Genomic DNA, 19323 nt, shown 5'->3' with positions numbered 1-19323 from the left:
CGGGCGGCGCCGCTTCAGCTGGTACGGCCCTTGGCGTCGAAGGCCTTCATCCGGTCGAGCACGCCGTCGGCGGTGGGCTCGCGCATCTCGTCGACGATGGCGCCGTCGGCGAGGAAGATGACGCGGTCCGCGTAGGAGGCGGCGACCGGGTCGTGGGTGACCATCACGACGGTCTGGCCCAGCTCGCGGACCGAGTTGCGCAGGAAGCCGAGGACCTCGGCGCCGGAGCGGGAGTCGAGGTTTCCGGTGGGCTCGTCGCCGAAGATGATCTCGGGACGGGAGGCCAGGGCGCGGGCGACCGCCACGCGCTGCTGCTGGCCGCCGGAGAGCTGCGTGGGACGGTGGGAGAGGCGGTCGGAGAGGCCGACCATGGCGATCACGGTGTCCAGCCACTGGCGGTCGGGCTTGCGGCCGGCGATGTCCATGGGGAGCGTGATGTTCTCCAGGGCGGTCAGGGTCGGCAGCAGGTTGAACGCCTGGAAGATGAAGCCGATCTTGTCCCGGCGCAGCTGGGTCAGCTGCTTGTCCTTGAGGGAGCCGAGCTCGGTGTCGCCGATGCGGACCGAGCCGCCGGAGAAGGTGTCCAGGCCGGCGACGCAGTGCATCAGGGTGGACTTGCCGGAGCCGGACGGGCCCATGATCGCGGTGAACTGGCCCTGCGCGAAGTCGACGGAGACGTTGTTCAGCGCGACCACCTGGGTCTCGCCCTGGCCGTACACCTTCGAGAGCTGCGTGGCGCGGGCCGCCACGGCCTGGGAGGTGTGGTGCGGGGCGTAGTTCATGGCGGTCACGGAGGACTCCTGTCGAGCGGCTGCTGCGGTGGGGCTGGGACCCTTCCATCCTCACCGCGCCAACGGGGCCGGGGATCAGCCCCGGTGCCCGTTCTCCGGCCCACTGGAGTCTGATCGCGAGCGCGTCCGCCTCCTCCTTTGGTATGACAGGTGCCCTGAGGGCCGGCCGTCGCGGCCGGCCGCGGAGGAGGTCGGCGCGGGCGGCCCGGGGCGCGACCGGGGGCGTGGCCGGGGGCGTGCTCAGGGGGTGGCCCGGGGTGGCGGACGGGGTGGCGCGGGGCAGCGAAATTACGTCATTCCCGGGGTGGGGGAGAGCCTTGCCCGGAACGGTGCCGACCGTGACTTATCGACCCTGACGCTCCCTCAATCACCAATAAAATCAGACAACATCGGATAGAAGGCCGTCTGGGCGGCAGGGGGATCCGGATAGGCTCGCCACAGCGTTCAAGGCTTTTCCACGGGGGCCCGCTGCGCCTTGCCCGGATGGTGGAATGCAGACACGGCGAGCTTAAACCTCGCTGGCCCTCGGGCCGTGCCGGTTCAAGTCCGGCTCCGGGCACTTCCGCAGCCGTCCCCGTTATTCACGGCGCTTCGACGCGTCTTCTCCTAAGATCCTCCTCCAGCAGTAGGGTGCTTTCTTTGCGAGCACATTACTCTTGTGGCAAGGCTGCGCACGGTGGCCATGGAGGAGTGAGATGAGGAGCAGTAACCCGGTCTTCTCGCGACGGGGGTTCAGCCGCGACAACGGCGGCTACGCGGGCTTCGAGGCGCAGCACGCGCAGGCCGGGACCGCGACCAACCCGTACGCGACGAATCCGTACGCCACCGACCCCACCACCGGCATGCCGGCGGCGCCGGTCCGCGGCAACGCCATGACGATCGACGACGTCGTGAGCCGTACGGCCATGACGCTCGGCACCCTGATCGTGACGGCCACGCTGGCCTGGATCACGCTTCCCGTCGACCCGGCGAACGTCAACAAGTCGTACGGCTTCGCCGTCGGCGCGGCGCTCGTCGCGTTCGTCCTCGCGATGATCCAGAGCTTCAAGCGCAAGCCGTCCCCCGCGCTGATCCTGGGCTACGCGGCCTTCGAGGGCGTCTTCCTCGGCGTCATCAGCATGGTGACCAGCACCTACATCAGCCCGGGCGTGGTCGTCCAGGCCGTGCTCGGCACGATGTGCGTCTTCGCCGCCGTGCTCTTCGCGTACAAGATGCGCTGGATCCGCGTCACCCGCCGCTTCACCGGCTTCGTGATGGCCGCGGCCCTCGGCTTCGTCCTGCTGATGCTGGCGAACTCGCTGTTCGCCCTGTTCGGCGGCGGCGACGGCCTCGGCTTCCGCAGCGGCGGCCTGGGCATCGTCTTCGGTCTCCTCGGCGTCGTCCTCGGCGCCTGCTTCCTCGCCATGGACTTCAAGCAGGTCGAGGACGGCGTGACCTACGGCGCCCCGCGCGAGGAGTCCTGGCTGGCGGCCTTCGGCCTCACCCTGACCCTGGTGTGGATCTACCTGGAGCTGCTGCGCCTCTTCCAGATCCTCTCCGGCGACGACTAGCCGGACCGCCTGGAGGCACCACAGGCACACCACGGCACGGGGAGGGCCCCGCGAGCGACCGCTCGCGGGGCCTTCCCGCGTCGTGGAGCGCGTGGAATCGGAGGGGGGAGGCGGGCGGCCTCAGCCGAACCGGCGCGCGGCTCTGCGCAGGTCGTACTCGTGGATGATCGCCTTGGCCTGACCGTACGAGAGCTCGTGCGCGCCGCGGAGCCAGCTGACCTTCTCCTCGAACCGGTGGAGGGAGGGCCCCTCGTCGACGGTGCGGAGCCAGTCGGAGATCTCACGACCGGTGGTCCGGTGGATTCTGTCGATCATGTTGCGGTGGGTCTGCTCGGAGAACTCTACGGACATGGGCGCCTCCGGGGGTGTCGCCGTGCTGTTCCCTTCACGTCACCGTGCCGGAGAGTTCGCCCGTTGGCAATGGTGCGGTGGCGGCGCGTAGGGTCGGCCGCGTGCTCGATACATCGCCCTTGACGGACGCCGTGGAACGTTTCGCCGACCGGCTGCGGGCCGCCCCGCAGAGCCGCCTCCAGCGCGGGGCCGCCGCCGAGGCGCTCGACCTGGCCCGGGAGCTCGCCCTGCGGGCGCAGAGGCTGGAGGACCCCTCGGGGCGGACTCCGGAACGGGTCGTGCCGGACGCGGGGATCTTCGTCGTGGGGGACCAGGTGTCGGTGGCCGGCCTGGACCTCGCCGAGGCGCTGGGCGCGCTGCGGGACGGGGAGAACGCGAAGGCCCCGTCCGAGCTGCTGGACGAGGCCGTGGCGCTGGTGGAGCGGGCGGAAGTCAGAGCGATGCGATGACGCGGTCCGCGAGGATGTAGACGTTGCTGTCGGGGTCCTCGGAGTCACCGCAGGAGAAGGTCAGGGCGTAGGCGCCGGAAATGCCCGAGCCGCCCAGCAGGACGGGCGCCGTGCCCGATCGCAGGGCCTCCGCGAGGCGCTCCGCCGTCTCCCGGTGGCCCGGGGTCATGCACAGCGTGGTGCCGTCCGTGAAGACGTACACGTCCAGGGTGCCCAGGGGGCCCGGACGGACGTCCGCGAGGGCCGTACGGGCCTCCGCGAGCTCCTCCAGGCGGTTGACCGTGCGCTCGTGGTCGGCGCCCGGGTGCGACTGGACCGGGACGAAGTCGGGGTGCGAGGGGTGGCGCCGGCGGGCCGCGGCCAGTTCGGCCGAATCCTCCGGGTACTCGTCGGCGAGGTCGTCGCCCAGGACCGGCTCCAGGCCGGCCATGTCCGCCTGCCGGGGCAGGAAGACCGGGCCGTCCTCACCGAGGCCGGGCAGGCCGCCCAGCAGCGAGGGGGCGTCGGCGGCGTCGCGGGCCTCCTGCGCGGCCCAGAAGGCCCGCGCCTCGGCCAGCTCGCGCTCGCGCTCCTCGGCGAGGGCCTCGGCCACGGCGGCTCGTATCTCCGCGGCGGGGGAGGTCCCGGCGCTGCGGGCGTGGGGGACGGTCGCGGCACGCGGGTGTGCCGACACCGTCAGCTCACCGCGCAGGGCCGTGACCTGCTTGCGCAGTCCGTGGACGGCGTGCAGCGCAGCAGCGCCCACGGCCGTGGCAGCGGCCGTGGTCAGCAGCAGGGCAAGAGACATGGCGCTCACTGACTAACTCCTGATTGATTCGATCCCCCGACTTCCTACATCAGCTTGTCCTCTGCTGGGAATGGCGTGCAGTGCATTACGTCATGAATTGGACAGGTCTTTCGGCCTGGCGGGCGCAGGGGGATAGCGTCTGACCTGGGCAAATGCCGATCCCCCAGGACAAAGGTCACATCCTGGGGGAGATTCGGTCACAGGTCGGCCGCGACCGGATTAGATTCGACGTCAGTACAGCGCATGGATCTAGAGGATCCCTTGCGGGGCTTGGGGGCCCGCGCTGGGGCCGTACGGAGCCCTCACCCTCCGCTACGGCTACGGCCGGCGGCGGGCCGGGGGCGGTCCGCCGCCGGCCCGGCCGGCATCAGCTCAGGCGCTCGATGACCATGGCCATGCCCTGGCCGCCGCCCACGCACATCGTCTCCAGACCGAACTGCTTGTCGTGGAACTGCAGGCTGTTGATCAGCGTGCCGGTGATGCGGGCACCGGTCATCCCGAACGGGTGACCGACGGCGATGGCGCCGCCGTTGACGTTCAGCTTCTCCAGGGGGATCTCCAGATCCCGGTAGGAGGGGATGACCTGGGCGGCGAAGGCCTCGTTGATCTCGAACAGGTCGATGTCGCCGACGGTCAGCCCGGCCCGCTTCAGGGCCTGCTTGGACGCCTCGACCGGGCCGAGGCCCATGATCTCCGGGGAGAGGCCGGTGACACCGGTGGACACGATCCGCGCCAGCGGGGTCAGGCCCAGCTCCCGCGCCTTGGTGTCGCTCATGATGACCAGCGCCGCGGCGCCGTCGTTCAGCGGGCAGCAGTTGGCGGCCGTGATCAGACCGTCGGGGCGGAAGACGGGCTTCAGGCCCGAGACGCCCTCCATGGTCACGCCGGCGCGCGGGCCGTCGTCGGTCGAGACGACCGTGCCGTCCGGCGTGGTGACCGGGGTGATCTCGCGCGCCCAGAAGCCGTTCTTGATGGCCTCCTCGGCCAGGTTCTGGGAGCGGACGCCGAACTCGTCCATGTCCTGACGGGTCACGCCCTTGAGGCGGGCCAGGTTCTCGGCGGTCTGCCCCATCGCGATGTACGCGTCCGGGATCAGGCCGTCCTCGCGCGGGTCGTGCCAGGAGGAGCCCTCGCTCTGCGCGACGGCGGCCGTACGGGCCTCGGCGTCGGCGAACAGCGGGTTGTGGGTGCCCGGCAGACCGTCCGAGGAGCCCTTCCCGAAGCGGGAGACCATCTCGACGCCCGCGGAGATGAAGACGTCGCCCTCGCCCGCCTTGATGGCGTGCAGCGCCATGCGGGAGGTCTGGAGCGAGGAGGAGCAGTAACGGGTGATCGTGGTGCCCGGCAGGAAGTCCATGCCCATCTGCACCGCCACGATGCGGCCCAGGTTGTGGCCCTGCTCGCCGCCGGGGAGACCACAGCCGAGCATCAGGTCGTCGATCTCGCGCGGGTCCAGCTCGGGGACCTTGGCGAGGGCGGCCTGGATGATCGTCGCGGTCAGGTCGTCCGGCCGCACGTCCTTGAGGGACCCCTTGCCGGCGCGCCCGATGGGAGAGCGGGCGGTGGAAACGATGACGGCTTCGGGCATCGGGACTCCAAGGGGTGCGTCGTTGCGGGACCGCAAGCGAAGTTACCGCCCCGTACGGTCGAGGTCACCGGCCAGGACGTGTGACGCCCGCCTCCCTTTTCCGGGGCGGCGTCGCCTCCGGGGCGCTGATGCCGTGCTCTCAGGGGCGCCCCTTCGGCTCAGGCGCCCCCGTGCGGGCTGCGGAGTCGGGGGCCGGGGACGGTTCGCGCGGCTCCTTCCAGTGTCCCGCCGGACCGCCCGGACCCGGCCCGGGGCGCGGCTTCAGCGGCCCGGAGGCGAAGGCGCCCCCGACAGGGGCGCCGGGAAGTCTTCCGCCGGGACCCGACGGCGCCTGCGGTGTTTGAGCAGGGCCCACGGGCCCCGGGCCGCGGTGACCTCCGTGCCCGCCTCGCCGGCCGCCGCCGACGCCGCCTTGGCCACCGGCAGCATGTCCTCGTCCCGCGAGAGGTCCAGCCGGTCCGACCCCGGCCACAGGCCCAGCGCCGCGCACAGCGTCGGCAGTATCGCCATCGCCGCGGTCGCGTACCCCTCCGCCGAAGGGTGGTACGAGTCCGGGCCGAACATCTCGCGCGGGTTCGCCGCGAACTCCGGCCCCAGCAGGTCCCCCATCGAGATCGTGCGGGCGCCCAGCGCCACCACGCCGATGGTCTGCGCGGCGGCCAGCTGGCGCGAGACCCGCCGGGCCATCCACCGCAGCGGCTGGTACACCGGCTCGATCGTGCCCAGGTCCGGGCAGGTGCCGACCACGACCTCGGAGCCCGCGAGCCGCAGCCTGCGCACCGCCCCGGTCAGGAACCGGACCGACTGCGTCAGCGGCATCCGCCGCGTCACGTCGTTCGCCCCGATCATGATCACGCACACGTCCGGCGGCGGGGCGTCCCCGTCCAGCAGCAGGCCCACCTGGCGGTCGAGGTCGTCCGACCTGGCCCCGGACAGCGCGACGTTGCGGAGCTCCACCGGTCGCTCCGCCACCGCCGCCAGCCCGGAGGCCAGCAGCGCCCCCGGAGTCTGGCGGGCCCGGCGCACGCCCAGCCCGGCCGCCGTCGAGTCGCCCAGCATGCCCATCCGCAGCGGACCGGGGCTCAGCTCGGGCCCGGAGAACTCGCTCCCGTACAGCCCGTCGGCGCGCGGCGGATCCGGCAGCCCGGTGCCCACCGTCCGCTTCGCGAACTGCACCTCGGCCAGTACGAGTCCCACTGCGGCGACCCCCACCAGTCCGAGTCCGCCCCCGCCGTACGCTGCCCCCGCCGCGATCCGGCGGGCCGTTCTCGCCCTGGACACCCTTCAGGCCCTCGCTTCCTGTCCTGCCTCGTTGACCTTCCTGCCCCGTACGGCCGGTCGGCCAATCCCTTTCCGCATACTCTGGCCAAACCTCCCGGAGAACCCGTGGAGTCCCCTCCCTGGAGAACATGGTGCAATTCCACGACTCGATGATCAGCCTCGTCGGCAACACCCCGCTGGTGAAGCTCAACCGTGTGACCGAAGGCCTGCAGGCCACCGTCCTTGCGAAGGTCGAGTACTTCAATCCCGGTGGATCCGTGAAGGACCGGATCGCCGTCCGGATGATCGAGGCCGCCGAGCAGAGCGGTGCCCTCAAGCCCGGTGGCACCATCGTGGAGCCGACCAGCGGCAACACCGGCGTCGGACTCGCCATCGTGGCCCAGCAGAAGGGCTACAAGTGCATCTTCGTCTGCCCTGACAAGGTGTCCATGGACAAGATCAACGTGATGCGCGCGTACGGCGCGGAGGTCGTGGTCTGCCCGACCGCCGTCGACCCCGAGCACCCGGACTCGTACTACAACGTGTCCGACCGCCTCGCGCGCGAGCCCGGCGCCTGGAAGCCCGACCAGTACAGCAACCCGAACAACCCCCGTTCGCACTACGAGACCACCGGCCCCGAGCTGTGGGACCAGACGGACGGGAAGATCACCCACTTCGTCGCGGGCGTCGGCACCGGCGGCACGATCTCCGGCACCGGCAACTACCTGAAGGAGGTGTCCGGGGGCAAGGTCAAGGTCATCGGCGCCGACCCCGAGGGTTCCGTCTACTCCGGCGGCTCCGGCCGCCCGTACCTCGTCGAGGGCGTCGGCGAGGACTTCTGGCCGACCGCCTACGACCAGAACGTCACCGACGAGATCATCGCGGTGTCCGACAAGGACTCCTTCCAGATGACCCGCCGGCTGGCGAAGGAGGAGGGCCTGCTCGTCGGCGGCTCCTGCGGCATGGCCGTCGTCGCCGCGCTGCGCGCCGCCGAGGGCCTCGGCCCCGACGACGTCGTCGTCGTCCTGCTGCCCGACAGCGGCCGCGGCTACCTCAGCAAGATCTTCAGCGACGAGTGGATGGCCGGTCACGGCTTCCTGGAGGAAGCGGGCCCGGCGGCGCGCATCGGCGACGTCCTCGCCGACAAGGAGGGCGGCATCCCCTCCCTCGTGCACATGCACCCGGAGGAGACCGTCGGCCAGGCCATCGACGTCCTGCGCGAGTACGGCGTCTCGCAGATGCCGATCGTCAAGCCCGGCGCCGGCCACCCCGACGTGATGGCCGCCGAGGTCATCGGCTCCGTCGTCGAGAAGGAACTCCTCGCCGCGCTGTTCGCGCAGCGGGCCTCCCTCGGGGACCCGCTGGAGAAGCACATGAGCACGCCGCTGCCGCAGGTCGGCTCCGGCGAGCCCGTGTCCGAGCTGATGGCGGTGCTCGGCGAGGCCGACGCGGCGATCGTGCTCGTCGAGGGCAAGCCCACCGGCGTCGTCAGCCGCCAGGACCTCCTGGCATTCCTCGCCAAGGGCGCGAAGTAGTCACCTGTCGCACGAACGGTACGGGCCCGACACGTGACGGCAGCACCGGCTTAACACGGCACCGGCACAGTGGTGGTCGTCGGCAGGGAACCCCGGACACCCGGGAACCCCGCCGGCACCACGAACGGCGTCGGCGCACCTCCGGAGCGGCTCCCGGACCACGCGGACGCCAAGGACGCGGACGGCCCTGACCCGTCCCGTGTCCCTCGCGGGGACCGCCGTCGTCCCGCCCCCCGGGCAACCGGGGGTGCGGCGGTTCCCGCGCATCCTCTTTCGGGGGCGCCTTCGCCTCCGGGGCGCTGATGCCGTGCTCTCAGGGGCGTCCGTCCTCGGAAACCGCTCGTTCCTCCCTTTTCCGGGGCGCCTTCGTGGGGGCTGCGACCGGTCAGGTCAGGGGGCCGCGGTGGTCCGGCGGAGTCCTCGGGCGTGGGCGAAGTTGACCCCGCAGATGCCGGCCCAGGCCACCAGCAGCCCGCCGATGCCCGCCTGGGCCGCGCCGATCGCGGAGAGCGGGATCGCGAGGACCAGGGTCACCACGGCGAAGCCGAACCGTTCCCCGAAGGCGGCCACCGCCGATTCCGCGCCCCCGGGACCGCCGCGCGCGGCCCGCAGCCGCTCCTCGGCGAGGCGGCGCCGCACCTGGGTGTCGACCTTCTCGACGAAGGAGTCCACCAGGGCGGCCTCGTATTCCGGCCCCAGCTCCCGCCGGGCGTCGAGGGTCGCGGCGAGCTCCTTCTTGAGCTCCTGGGCCTGCGGAGAGTGGGCTGAAGCGGTCATGCGCCCACCGTAGGAACCGGCGGAGCCCCCGGCACTGGGGGTAGCCCCCGTATCCCGGATCGCGGGCGCGGCTTGCCGAGCTGCATAACCCGATGCAGAGTGCACCGTGACTGAATATCTGCCCGGGGACGGGACGGAGGGGACGGCAATGAGCGACAGCCCGGCCGCACGGCTGCAGAAGCTGTTCGAGGGGCACCGGCTGACGCCGACCCAGCGGCGGATCGCGCACTGCATGGTGCGCGGCGCCGCCGAGGTGCCCTTCCTGTCGAGCGTGGAGCTCGCCGAGCTGGCCGGGGTGAGCCAGCCGTCGGTGACCCGCTTCGCGGTGGCGCTGGGCTTCGACGGGTACCCGGCGCTCCGTCGCCACCTGCGCGAGGTGGCGCCCGCCGGCAGGCCGGAGCCCGTGCGGGAGGACTCGTACAACGAGTACCAGCAGGCCGTCCAGGGCGAGATCGAGAACCTGCGGCGGCTCTCCGCGATGCTCGCCGATCCGGCGCCGGTGCAGGAGGCGGGCCGGCTCCTGGCCGGCTCGGCGCCGCTGCCGGTGCTGGGGCTGCGCGCGGCGTCCTCGCAGGCGCGCGGGTTCGCGTACTTCGCGGCGAAGGTGCACCCCGACGTACGGCTCCTCGACGAGGGCGGCTCCATGCTCGCCGACCGGATCGACGCGGCCGCCGCCGCCGGGGCCTCGGCGCTGCTGTGCTTCGCGCTGCCCCGCCACCCCCGGGAGGTGGTGGAGGCGCTGGAGCACGCGCGGGCGTCCGGGCTGACGACGGTGACGGTCGCCGACTCGGCGTTCGCGCCCGTCGCCCGCCAATCCGACCTGCTGATCCCGGCTCCGGTCGGTACCGGGCTGGCCTTCGACACGGCGTGCGCGCCGATGCTGCTGGGCCGGGTGCTGCTGGAGGCCATGGCGGACGCCCTGCCCGACGCGCAGGCGCGGCTGGAGTCCTTCGACGCGCGGGCCGTGGCGCGCGGGCTGTTCGTGGAGTGATCCCGGCGGGTCCGGTCAGCTCGCGGCTGCCAGGGACGCGGTGCGGCGCAGCCAGGTGAGGGAGGCGTCGGCGACTTCGGGCCAGCCGCGGTCGACGATCAGGGAGTGGCCCCGGTCGTCGAAGCGCCGGTACTCGGTGATCGCGGCGGAGTGCCGGTACCGCTTGAACGTGGAGCGGGTCAGGATGTCGGGGACGGTGTGGTCGAGCTTGCCGGAGAGCAGCAGCAGCGGCCCCCGGGTCCGGTTGGCGGTGTCGACGCGGGCCGGCGAGTGCGGGGTGAAGTTGCCGAGGGCCAGCTGGAACAGCGGCCGGGCGGGGCTGGGGATCGTCCACTTCTCGTACAGCTCGTCCGCCTCGTGTTCCGGTACGGCGTTGGCGAAGGCGTGGCGGAACTGCTCGCGGCTGAGGGAGACGGCCCGCCGGGTGTTGGCGGGGTTGCTCAGGAACGCGAACGTCGACCTGGCCTGGGCGGGGCCGATGGCCTTGACGCCCCGGATCTGGCCGGGGCAGATCGCCACGGCCGCCGCGCCCAGGCCCTCGCCGAGCAGGTGCTGGGCGATGAAACCGCCGACCGAGTGCCCCACGAGGACGGGCGGGACGTCGAGCGAGCGGATGACCCGGGCGTGGGCGTCGGCGATCTCCGTGAGGCCGACGCCGGCCTGATCGTCCCCGCGTAGGCGGGCCTCGGCGACCGTCGGCGGGACGCCGGGCCACTCGGGCAGGACCGGTTCGTAACCCGCGTCGCGGAAGACGTCGGCCCAGCCTTCCCAGCTGGTGGAGTGGAGCCACAGGCCGTGGATGAAGACCACGGGGGTGGGTCGGGCGGCCATGGCGGCCTCCTCGGGGGCGGCGGCCCCGGCGGCCCGGGGCCGCGGRGACCGCGAGGGCGGGCCGTCCGGTATCGGCGTGCGGCGGCGCGCGTCGGCGTACGCGGGTGCGCGCGGGCCGCGGAGTCCGCCCCGATCTTGTGCGGACTCCCCCATTCCACCCCATCGGGGCCGCCACCGCCCGTTCGCGGCGCAGTGCGCCCCCGCACCGGCGGCCCGGGGGCGGCTCAGAGCAGCGCGTCGCGGAAGGCGCCCCCCGCCTCTGTGACGAGGTCCGCGAGGGGCTGCGCCGGGCGGGCCGGGGCGAAGCGGATCCCGTCGCCGGGGGTGGCCGTGAAACCGTGGACGGACGGGCGCGGGAGGCTGTTGTAGCCGTAGTGGGCGGTGAAGAAGTACGCGCCGGTGTCCGGGACGGCGATCACGTCGCCCGGCCGGAGCCCGGGCAGCTCCCGGGCGGTGGCGAGCAGGTCCCCCGCGAAACAGGCCGGGCCCGCGATGTCCTGGGCCACCGGCGGGCCGGTGCGCGGCTCGCCCTTGGCGTCGTAGGCGAGGATCCGCAGCGGCCAGGACGCGGGGGCGTACACCGTGCGGGTCGCCAGCTGCACCCCGGCGTGGGTCACGGCGATGGGCCGGCCCCCGGTCTCCTTCGTGTACTCGACCCGGGCCAGGATCAGGCCCTGCTTGGCCAGCAGTGACCGGCCGAACTCGGTGACCAGCCCGTACGAGCCGTCGAAGAGCGCGGGGACGGCCGCGCGCAGGGCCTCGACGTACGCGGCGTACGTGGGGGCGTGCTCGTCGGAGGTGAAGTTGACCGGCAGGCCGCCGCCGATGTCGAGGGTGTCGATCCGGCGCCGCCCGGCCGCCGCGTTGACCTCCTCGGCCAGCGCGTGGACCTCGCGGACGCCCTGCGCGATCAGGGCCAGCGGCACCCCCTGCGAGCCGGAGTGGGTGTGCAGGCGGGTCAGCCAGGGCCGGTCGAGGAAGGCGCGCACGAGCCGCTCCCGGGCGCCCGGGTCGCGCAGCGCGAAGCCGAACTTCGAGGTGGCGGTGGCCGTGGACAGGGCGTCGATGGTGCCGGCGCCGGTCTGCGGGTTGATCCGCAGCCCGATCGGGGACCGGGTGGGCGGGCCGGCCGCCATCAGCGCGTCGAGCCGTTCCAGTTCCTGGGCGTTGTCGGCGTTGACGGCGATGCCCAGGGCCAGCGCCTCGCGCAGCTCGGCCTCCGTCTTGGCGGGGGAGTCCAGCACCGTCCGCTCCGCCGGGACCCCGGCCGCCCGGGCCAGCGCGAGCTCGCCGGGGCTGGCCACCTCGCAGCCGATGCCGGCGTCCGCGAGCAGCCGCAGGACCGGGACCAGGGGGGCGGCCTTCACCGCGAAGGTGTGCAGGACGGGTGTCCCGGGCGCCGCCGCGGCGTCGAAGGCGGCGGTCAGGGACGCGGCGCGGGCGCGGATCCCGGCCACGTCGAGGAGGCAGGTCACGGGCTCGCGGTCGAGCAGTCCCTGTCCGACCGCGGCCCGTACGGCCAGGTCACGCAGGGTGGCGGGGTCCGGGAGGGGCGTCCGTGCGGGCGTTTGGGAGGCCATGTCCGCCATCCCATCATCCGGCCGACCTCGCCGCAGCTGTTGACTGGATCTATTCATCCGGAGAGGATGTGAATAGATTGACCAACATCGGAGGAGGCACCGCCATGTCAGGACCCCGCCCCGTACGGGCCGCGCGAGGCACCGAGCTCAGCACCCTGGGATGGCAGCAGGAGGCCGCCCTGCGCATGCTGCAGAACAACCTCGACCCCGAGGTCGCGGAGCACCCCGACAAGCTGGTCGTCTACGGCGGCACCGGCAAGGCCGCGCGCGACTGGCGCTCGTACGACGCCATGGTGCGCACCCTGCGGACCCTCAAGCAGGACGAGACCATGCTGGTCCAGTCCGGCCGCCCGGTCGGCGTGATGCAGACCCACGAGTGGGCGCCGCGCGTCCTGCTCGCCAACTCCAACCTGGTCGGCGACTGGGCCAACTGGGAGGAGTTCCGCCGCCTGGAGCACCTGGGCCTGACCATGTACGGCCAGATGACGGCCGGTTCCTGGATCTACATCGGCACCCAGGGCATCCTCCAGGGCACCTACGAGACCTTCGCGGCCGTCGCGGCCAAGAAGTTCAACGGGACCCTCGCCGGCACCATCACCCTCACCGCCGGCCTCGGCGGCATGGGCGGCGCCCAGCCGCTGGCCGTGACGATGAACGACGGCGTCGCCATCTGCATCGACGTCGACCCGCGCGCCATCGAGCGCCGCATCGAGCACCGCTACCTGGACGTCAAGGCCGACAACCTCCGCCACGCCCTCCAGCTGGCCGTCGAGGCCCGCGACGCCCGCAAGCCGCTCTCCATCGGCCTCCTCGGCAACGCCGCCGAGCTGCTGCCGCAGATGCTGGCCGAGGGCGCCCCGATCGACATCGTGACGGACCAGACCTCCGCCCACGACCCGCTCGCCTACCTCCCCGTCGGCGTCGACTTCGACGACATGGCCGCCTACGCCGCCAAGGACCCGGCGGGCTTCACCACCCGCGCCCGCGAGTCCATGGCCCGCCACGTCGAGGCCATGGTCGGCTTCATGGACGCCGGCTCCGAGGTCTTCGACTACGGCAACTCCATCCGCGGCGAGGCCCAGCTGGCCGGCTACGACCGCGCGTTCGCCTTCCCCGGCTTCGTCCCCGCCTACATCCGGCCGCTGTTCTGCGAGGGCAAGGGCCCCTTCCGCTGGGCGGCGCTGTCCGGCGAGGCCTCGGACATCCACAAGACCGACAAGGCGATGCTGGAGCTCTTCCCGGAGAACGAGTCCCTGCACCGCTGGATCAAGATGGCCGGTGAGCGCGTCCACTTCCAGGGCCTGCCCGCGCGCATCTGCTGGCTCGGCTACGGCGAGCGCGACAAGGCCGGTGAGCGCTTCAACGAGATGGTGGCCGACGGCACCCTCGCCGCCCCGCTGGCCATCGGCCGCGACCACCTCGACTGCGGCTCGGTCGCCTCCCCGTACCGCGAGACGGAGGCCATGCTCGACGGCTCCGACGCGATCGCCGACTGGCCGCTGCTCAACGCCATGGTCAACGTCGCCTCCGGCGCCTCCTGGGTCTCCATCCACCACGGCGGCGGCGTCGGCATGGGCCGCTCCATCCACGCCGGCCAGGTCACCGTCGCCGACGGCACCAAGCTCGCGGGCGAGAAGATCCGCCGCGTGCTCACCAACGACCCCGGCATGGGCGTCATCCGCCACGTCGACGCCGGCTACGACATCGCCGAGTCGGTCGCCGACGAGCGGGGCGTGCGCGTCCCGATGCGCGAGGGCGACGCGTGAGCCCCACCCCCGAGGCATCCGCCCCCCGTGCCGCCGCCGCAACCGCGGCGGCGGCCGGGGGCGGCGCCGGCTCGTTCCACACCCTGTGGAACGAGCTCGCGCCCATCGGCCGCCACGCGGACAGCGGGGGGTACCGCCGCTACGCCTGGACCGGAGCCGACGCCGACTGCCGTGCCTGGTTCCGGGCGCAGGCCGAGTCCCGCGGCCTCGCCTACGAGGTGGACCGCAACGGCAACCAGTGGGCCTGGCTCGGCGACCCCCTCGCGGGCGACGCCGTCGTCACCGGCTCCCACCTGGACTCCGTCCCGGACGGCGGCGCCTTCGACGGCCCCCTCGGGGTGGTGTCCTCCTTCGCGGCCCTGGACGAACTCCGCTCCCGCGGCGCCTCGTTCTCCCGCCCGCTGGCCATCACCAACTTCGGCGACGAGGAAGGCGCCCGCTTCGGCCTGGCCTGCGTCGGCTCCCGGCTCGCCGCCGGACAGCTGACCAAGGAGAAGGCGTACGAGCTCCGCGACGGCGACGGCGTCAGCCTGCCCGATGCGATGGAGCGGGCCGGCTACGACCCGCAGACCATCGGAGCCGACCCCGAACGCCTCGCCCGCATCGGCGCCTTCGTCGAACTGCACGTCGAACAGGGCCGCGCCCTCGACCTGTCCGGGGACCGCGTCGGCATCGCCTCCGCGATCTGGCCGCACGGCCGCTGGCGGTTCGACTTCCACGGCGAGGCCAACCACGCGGGCACCACCCGCCTCGTGGACCGCCGCGACCCGATGCTGACGTACGCGCAGACCGTGCTCGCCGCCCGCCAGGAAGCGGCCCTTGCCGGGGCCGTCGCCACCTTCGGGAAGATCTCGGTCGAACCCAACGGGGTCAACGCCATCCCCTCCCTCGTACGCGGCTGGCTCGACTCCCGGGCCGCCGACCAGGCCACCCTCGACACGGTCGTCACCGCCGTCGAGAAGGCCGCCCGCGAGCACGCCGACCGGGACGGCATCGACCTCGCCGTCGTCCGGGAGTCCTTCACCCCGGTCGTCGAGTTCGAGCACGTCCTGCGCGACGAGCTGAACCGGATCCTCGGCGGCAGCGTCCCCGTCCTCGGCACCGGGGCGGGACACGACGCCGGAATCCTCTCCGCCGCCGTCCCGACCGCGATGCTGTTCGTGCGCAACCCCACCGGGGTCTCCCACTCCCCGCGGGAGTTCGCCGCCGAGGACGACTGCGTGGCCGGCGTCCTCGCCCTCGCAGACGTACTGGAAGGCCTGGCATGCCGCTGAAGACGTACTGGCTGGAGCACGCCTGGCTCGGCACCCACGTCGAGCCGGGCGTGGCCCTCGACGTGGCGGCCGACGGCCGCATCGCCGGGCTGCGCACCGGGGTGGACGCCCCGCCCCCCGGGGCGGAGGTGCTGCGCGGGCTCACCGTCCCCGGCCTGGCCAACGCGCACTCCCACGCCTTCCACCGGGCGCTGCGCTCCGTCGTCCAGGTCGGTTCGGGCACCTTCTGGACCTGGCGCGAGGTCATGTACGGCGTCGCCCAGAACCTCAACCCCGAGAACTACTTCGCCCTCGCCCGCGCGGTGTACGCGGAGATGGCGCTGGCCGGCATCACCGACGTCGGCGAGTTCCACTACGTCCACCACGCCCCCGGCGGCACCCCGTACGCCGACCCCAACGCGATGGGCGAGGCGCTGATCGAGGCGGCCGCGGCGGCCGGCATCCGCATCACCCTCCTCGACACCGCGTACCTGGCGGCCGGCTTCGGCGAGGCGCCCAACCCGCACCAGCTGCGCTTCTCCGACGGCACCGCGGAGGCCTGGGCCGAGCGGGTCGGCGCACTCAAGCCACGCGAGCACGCGCTGATCGGCGCGGCGATCCACTCCGTGCGCGCCGTCCCGGCCGACCAGCTGGCCACCGTCGCGGCCTGGGCGCAGGAGCGGCAGGCCCCGCTGCACGTCCACCTGTCCGAGCAGACGGCGGAGAACGACGCCTGCCAGGCCGCCCACGGCCGCACCCCGACGCAGCTCCTCGCCGACCACGGCGTCCTGGGCCCGCGCACCACCGGGGTCCACAACACGCACCTCACCGACGCCGACATCGCCCTGCTCGGCGGCACCACCACCGGCACCTGCATGTGCCCGACCACCGAACGCGACCTCGCCGACGGCATCGGCCCGGCCGGCCGGCTCCAGCGCGCGGGCAGCCCGCTGTCCCTGGGCAGCGACAGTCACGCGGTGATCGACCTGCTGGAGGAGGCGCGGGCGATGGAGCTGAACGAGCGCCTGCGCAGCCGGACCCGGGGGCACTGGACGGCGAACGCCCTCCTGACGGCCGCCACCGCCGACGGCCACGCCTCCCTGGGCCGCCCGGACGCGGGACGCCTGGAGTCCGGGGCCCTCGCGGACTTCACGACCATCGCCCTGGACACCGTCCGCACGGCGGGCCCGCTGCCGCGGCTCGGCGCCGAGACGGCGGTCTTCGCGGCCTCGGCCGCCGACGTCCGCCACACGGTGGTGGGCGGCCGGCACGTGGTCCGCGACGGAGTCCATACCCTGGTCGGGGACGTCCCGACGGCCCTGTCCGAAGCCATCGCGGCCGTTCGCGGCTGACGCCGGCATTCCCCCACCCCGCCCTTCCGCCCTTCCTCCGTTTCCCGGGGCCCGCCCCGGACCCCGTTCCGGGTGCCGCGCGCCCGTCGCGCCCCCTCGCCGCGCGGGCCGGATCGCCCGCAGGGCGATTCCGGCCCCGCCGGCGTCCGAGGCGCGGGGGCCCGGGGACGGGGCCCCAGAGGCGGAGCCCCCAGGAGCGGGGCCGGGATCGCAGGCCCCGGTTCCGGGAAGGGGCGGGGTGGGGGAAACGAACCTCCCGAGAGGAACCCATGACCACCACCGTCATCACCAACATCGGCAGCCTCGTCACCAACGACCCCGCCCTCGGCGACGGCACCCCCCTCGGCCTGATCGAGAACGCCGCCGTCGTCATCGACGGCGAGGCCATCGCCTGGGTGGGCCCMGCCGACACGGCCCCCGCCGCCGACGCCGCCTTCGACGCGAACGGCCGCGCCGTCATCCCCGGCTTCGTCGACTCGCACTCCCACCTCGTCTTCGCCGGCGACCGCACCGCCGAGTTCAACGCCCGCATGTCCGGCCGCAGCTATTCCGCCGGAGGCATCCGCACCACCGTCGCCGCCACCCGCGCCGCCAGCGACGACGCGCTGGAGGCCAACCTGCTGCGCCACCTCGACGAGGCCCGCCGCCAGGGCACCACCACCTTCGAGACCAAGTCCGGCTACGGCCTCACCGTCGCCGACGAGGCCCGCGCCCTGCGCATCGCCGCCGCGCACACCGAGGAGGTCACCTACCTCGGCGCGCACATCGTCTCCCCCGACTACGCCGACGACCCGGCGGGCTACGTCGACCTCGTCACCGGCGAGATGCTGGCCGCCTGCGCCCCGTACGCCCGCTGGGTGGACGTCTTCTGCGAGAAGGGCGCCTTCGACGGCGACCAGGCCCGCGCCATCCTCACCGCCGGCGCCGCCGCCGGGCTGATCCCGCGCGTCCACGCCAACCAGCTCTCCCACGGCCCCGGCGTGCAGCTCGCCGTGGAGCTGGAGGCCGCCTCCGCCGACCACTGCACCCACCTCACCGACGCCGACGTGGACGCCCTCGCCCAGGCGGCCGCAACCACCGTCGCGACCCTCCTGCCCGGCGCCGAGTTCTCCACCCGCGCCCAGTGGCCCGACGCCCGCCGCCTCCTCGGCGCGGGCGCCACCGTCGCCCTGTCCACGGACTGCAACCCCGGCTCCTCCTACACCAGTTCCATGCCGTTCTGCATCGCGCTCGCCGTCCGCGACATGGGCATGACCCCCGACGAGGCCCTGTGGTCGGCCACCGCCGGCGGCGCCGCCGCGCTGCGCCGCACCGACATCGGCCGGATCCGCCCCGGGGCCCGCGCCGACCTCGCGCTCCTCGACGCGCCCAGTCACGTCCACCTCGCCTACCGGCCGGGCGTCCCGCTCGTCTCCGCCGTCTGGCAGCGGGGAGTGCGCGCCGCCTGACGCCCCTGCCTGACGCCCCACCCGACGCCCCGCGCGCCCCGGGAACGGCCGGAAACGGCACGTCCGGGAGGCCGTGGAACCGGGCCGTCCTTTGTCTTCCCTCCGCAAGGTCCCGGGCGTACCTTGAGCCACCAATCTGATGTGTCGTCAGTAACTTGTGGCCCGAGGGGAAGACGAAGGTGTCCGACCGGAAACGTTCCACCGCGCTCGCGCTGGCCTCCGCGCTGGCCGGATCGGCGGTGCTGCTCGCCGCCCCCGCGGCCCACGCCGATGTCGTCGACGTCCAGTACGACTGCAAGACCCCCATCGGGGACAAGTCGGCGGTCTCGCCCATCGACATCAAGGCCGTCAAGGAGGGCGACGGCTACAAGCTGACGATGTCCTTCCAGAAGGGCGTCTCCTCCAGCCCCATCGAACTGGGCAAGGGCGCCATGACCCCCAGCGCCGTCATCCAGACCGACGGCGCCGAGAAGGCCGCCGTCCAGGTCTCCGGGCCGCCCAACTCCGAGGCCGTGCCCGCCAACACCCCCATCAAGATCAGCGACCTCTCGGGGACCTACACCCCCCGGCAGAGCGGCAAGGTCACCTTCACCGCGGGGGTCCTCACCATCAAGGCCATGGGGACCACCACCACCTGCACCCCCGGGAACAGCCCCAAGCCCTCCCTGGAACTCCAGGTGACGGGCGCGGGCGGCGCCCAGGACCCCGCCCCGCCCACCGGCGACACCCTCCCGCAGACCGGACCCGCCGACTCCGCCCTCGCCCTCGGCACCCTCGGCGCCACCGTGCTCCTCACCGGCGCCGCCGGAACGCTCTGGCTGACCCGGCGCGGCCGCCGGGCCGGCGGGACCCGGCCCTGAACGGAGCGGCCCCGGCCATGCGCGTGCTCCACACCCTCACCCGGCTCGGCGCCGCGCTGCTCGCCGCCGCCGCCCTCCACGGCGCCCCGGCCGCGGCTGCCGACGAGCCCGGCTGGACCGCGGAGCCGGCCACCGGGCGGCCCGGCACCCACCC

17 protein-coding genes and 1 tRNA gene are annotated in these 19323 nt (G+C 73.3%); 10 read left to right on the top strand and 8 right to left on the bottom strand.

Features of this window, described 5'->3' with window-relative positions; all coding sequences use genetic code 11:
- Positions 1-14 precede the first annotated feature (14 nt).
- Positions 15-782, bottom strand: coding sequence for an ABC transporter ATP-binding protein (locus tag AB4039_RS19620; protein ID WP_266841689.1), 768 nt, complete (start codon positions 780-782; stop codon positions 15-17).
- A gap of 486 nt (positions 783-1268) precedes the next feature.
- Between AB4039_RS19620 and AB4039_RS19615 the strand changes: the two genes are divergently transcribed.
- Positions 1269-1350 (top strand) — tRNA-Leu (locus AB4039_RS19615).
- A gap of 136 nt (positions 1351-1486) precedes the next feature.
- Complete coding sequence (locus tag AB4039_RS19610) at positions 1487-2341, top strand: Bax inhibitor-1/YccA family protein (RefSeq protein WP_266839449.1); 855 nt, start codon at positions 1487-1489, stop codon at positions 2339-2341.
- Between the two features lie 120 nt (positions 2342-2461).
- Here the strand turns inward: AB4039_RS19610 and AB4039_RS19605 are convergent, their stop codons facing one another.
- On the bottom strand, positions 2462-2692 hold the full coding sequence (locus AB4039_RS19605) for a DUF4287 domain-containing protein (RefSeq protein WP_030231822.1): 231 nt from the start codon (positions 2690-2692) through the stop codon (positions 2462-2464).
- Positions 2693-2793: 101 nt separating this feature from the next.
- On the opposite strand from AB4039_RS19605, the gene AB4039_RS19600 reads away from it, so the two are divergent.
- The gene (locus AB4039_RS19600) at positions 2794-3141 is read left to right on the top strand and encodes a hypothetical protein (protein WP_266839447.1); all 348 of its coding nucleotides are present in this window, start codon (positions 2794-2796) and stop codon (positions 3139-3141) included.
- Here AB4039_RS19600 and AB4039_RS19595 read toward each other — a convergent pair.
- From AB4039_RS19595 to AB4039_RS19585, 3 genes are all read right to left on the bottom strand, one after another.
- Positions 3125-3928, bottom strand: a complete 804-nt coding sequence (locus tag AB4039_RS19595) for a hypothetical protein (RefSeq protein ID WP_266841688.1) — start codon at positions 3926-3928, stop codon at positions 3125-3127. The two genes, AB4039_RS19600 and AB4039_RS19595, sit on opposite strands and share 17 nt — an antisense overlap.
- Positions 3929-4295: 367 nt before the next feature.
- On the bottom strand, positions 4296-5516 hold the full coding sequence (locus tag AB4039_RS19590) for an acetyl-CoA C-acetyltransferase (RefSeq protein ID WP_266839446.1): 1221 nt from the start codon (positions 5514-5516) through the stop codon (positions 4296-4298).
- Between the two features lie 261 nt (positions 5517-5777).
- Positions 5778-6797 carry an SGNH/GDSL hydrolase family protein gene (locus AB4039_RS19585; RefSeq protein ID WP_266839444.1) on the bottom strand — a complete coding sequence of 340 codons (1020 nt, stop codon included), beginning with the start codon at positions 6795-6797 and terminating at the stop codon, positions 5778-5780.
- Positions 6798-6928: 131 nt separating this feature from the next.
- Between AB4039_RS19585 and AB4039_RS19580 the strand changes: the two genes are divergently transcribed.
- Positions 6929-8311, top strand: coding sequence for a cystathionine beta-synthase (locus tag AB4039_RS19580; protein WP_266841687.1), 1383 nt, complete (start codon positions 6929-6931; stop codon positions 8309-8311).
- A 390-nt stretch (positions 8312-8701) separates the two neighbouring features.
- Here AB4039_RS19580 and AB4039_RS19575 read toward each other — a convergent pair whose 3' ends face one another.
- Positions 8702-9088, bottom strand: a complete 387-nt coding sequence (locus AB4039_RS19575; protein WP_266839443.1) for a hypothetical protein — start codon at positions 9086-9088, stop codon at positions 8702-8704.
- 148 nt (positions 9089-9236) lie between these two features.
- Between AB4039_RS19575 and AB4039_RS19570 the strand changes: the two genes are divergently transcribed.
- Positions 9237-10079, top strand: a complete 843-nt coding sequence (locus AB4039_RS19570; protein WP_266839441.1) for a MurR/RpiR family transcriptional regulator — start codon at positions 9237-9239, stop codon at positions 10077-10079.
- A 15-nt stretch (positions 10080-10094) separates the two neighbouring features.
- Here AB4039_RS19570 and AB4039_RS19565 read toward each other — a convergent pair whose 3' ends face one another.
- A complete protein-coding gene (locus tag AB4039_RS19565) occupies positions 10095-10910 on the bottom strand; it encodes an alpha/beta hydrolase (RefSeq protein ID WP_442271345.1) in 816 nt (271 codons plus the stop codon).
- 224 nt (positions 10911-11134) lie between these two features.
- Entirely contained in the window at positions 11135-12490 is a 1356-nt protein-coding gene (locus tag AB4039_RS19560; protein WP_442271344.1) for a diaminopimelate decarboxylase, read from the bottom strand.
- A 104-nt stretch (positions 12491-12594) separates the two neighbouring features.
- Here AB4039_RS19560 and hutU point away from each other — a divergent pair, with 104 nt between their 5' ends.
- The 5 genes from hutU (at position 12595) to AB4039_RS19535 (ending at position 19169) form a co-directional block, all read left to right on the top strand.
- Positions 12595-14256: a urocanate hydratase gene (gene hutU / locus AB4039_RS19555; RefSeq protein ID WP_266839435.1), complete on the top strand. Its 1662-nt coding sequence runs from the start codon at positions 12595-12597 to the stop codon at positions 14254-14256.
- The gene (locus AB4039_RS19550) at positions 14253-15530 is read left to right on the top strand and encodes an allantoate amidohydrolase (protein WP_442271343.1); all 1278 of its coding nucleotides are present in this window, start codon (positions 14253-14255) and stop codon (positions 15528-15530) included. Before hutU ends, AB4039_RS19550 begins: the two co-directional genes overlap by 4 nt.
- Positions 15521-16861, top strand: coding sequence for a formimidoylglutamate deiminase (locus AB4039_RS19545; RefSeq protein ID WP_442271342.1), 1341 nt, complete (start codon positions 15521-15523; stop codon positions 16859-16861). Before AB4039_RS19550 ends, AB4039_RS19545 begins: the two co-directional genes overlap by 10 nt.
- A 269-nt stretch (positions 16862-17130) precedes the next feature.
- Positions 17131-18309, top strand: a complete 1179-nt coding sequence (gene hutI, locus AB4039_RS19540) for an imidazolonepropionase (RefSeq protein ID WP_266839432.1) — start codon at positions 17131-17133, stop codon at positions 18307-18309.
- A 179-nt stretch (positions 18310-18488) separates the two neighbouring features.
- Positions 18489-19169 carry an LPXTG cell wall anchor domain-containing protein gene (locus tag AB4039_RS19535; RefSeq protein WP_266839430.1) on the top strand — a complete coding sequence of 227 codons (681 nt, stop codon included), beginning with the start codon at positions 18489-18491 and terminating at the stop codon, positions 19167-19169.
- The last annotated feature ends 154 nt before the right edge of the window (positions 19170-19323 follow it).

The sequence above is a fragment of the Streptomyces sp. M-16 genome, assembly GCF_052114405.1.
GTDB lineage: Bacteria > Actinomycetota > Actinomycetes > Streptomycetales > Streptomycetaceae > Streptomyces.
Note: the sequence above shows the minus strand (reverse complement) of the source record. Positions and strands in the feature narration are given on the sequence as shown.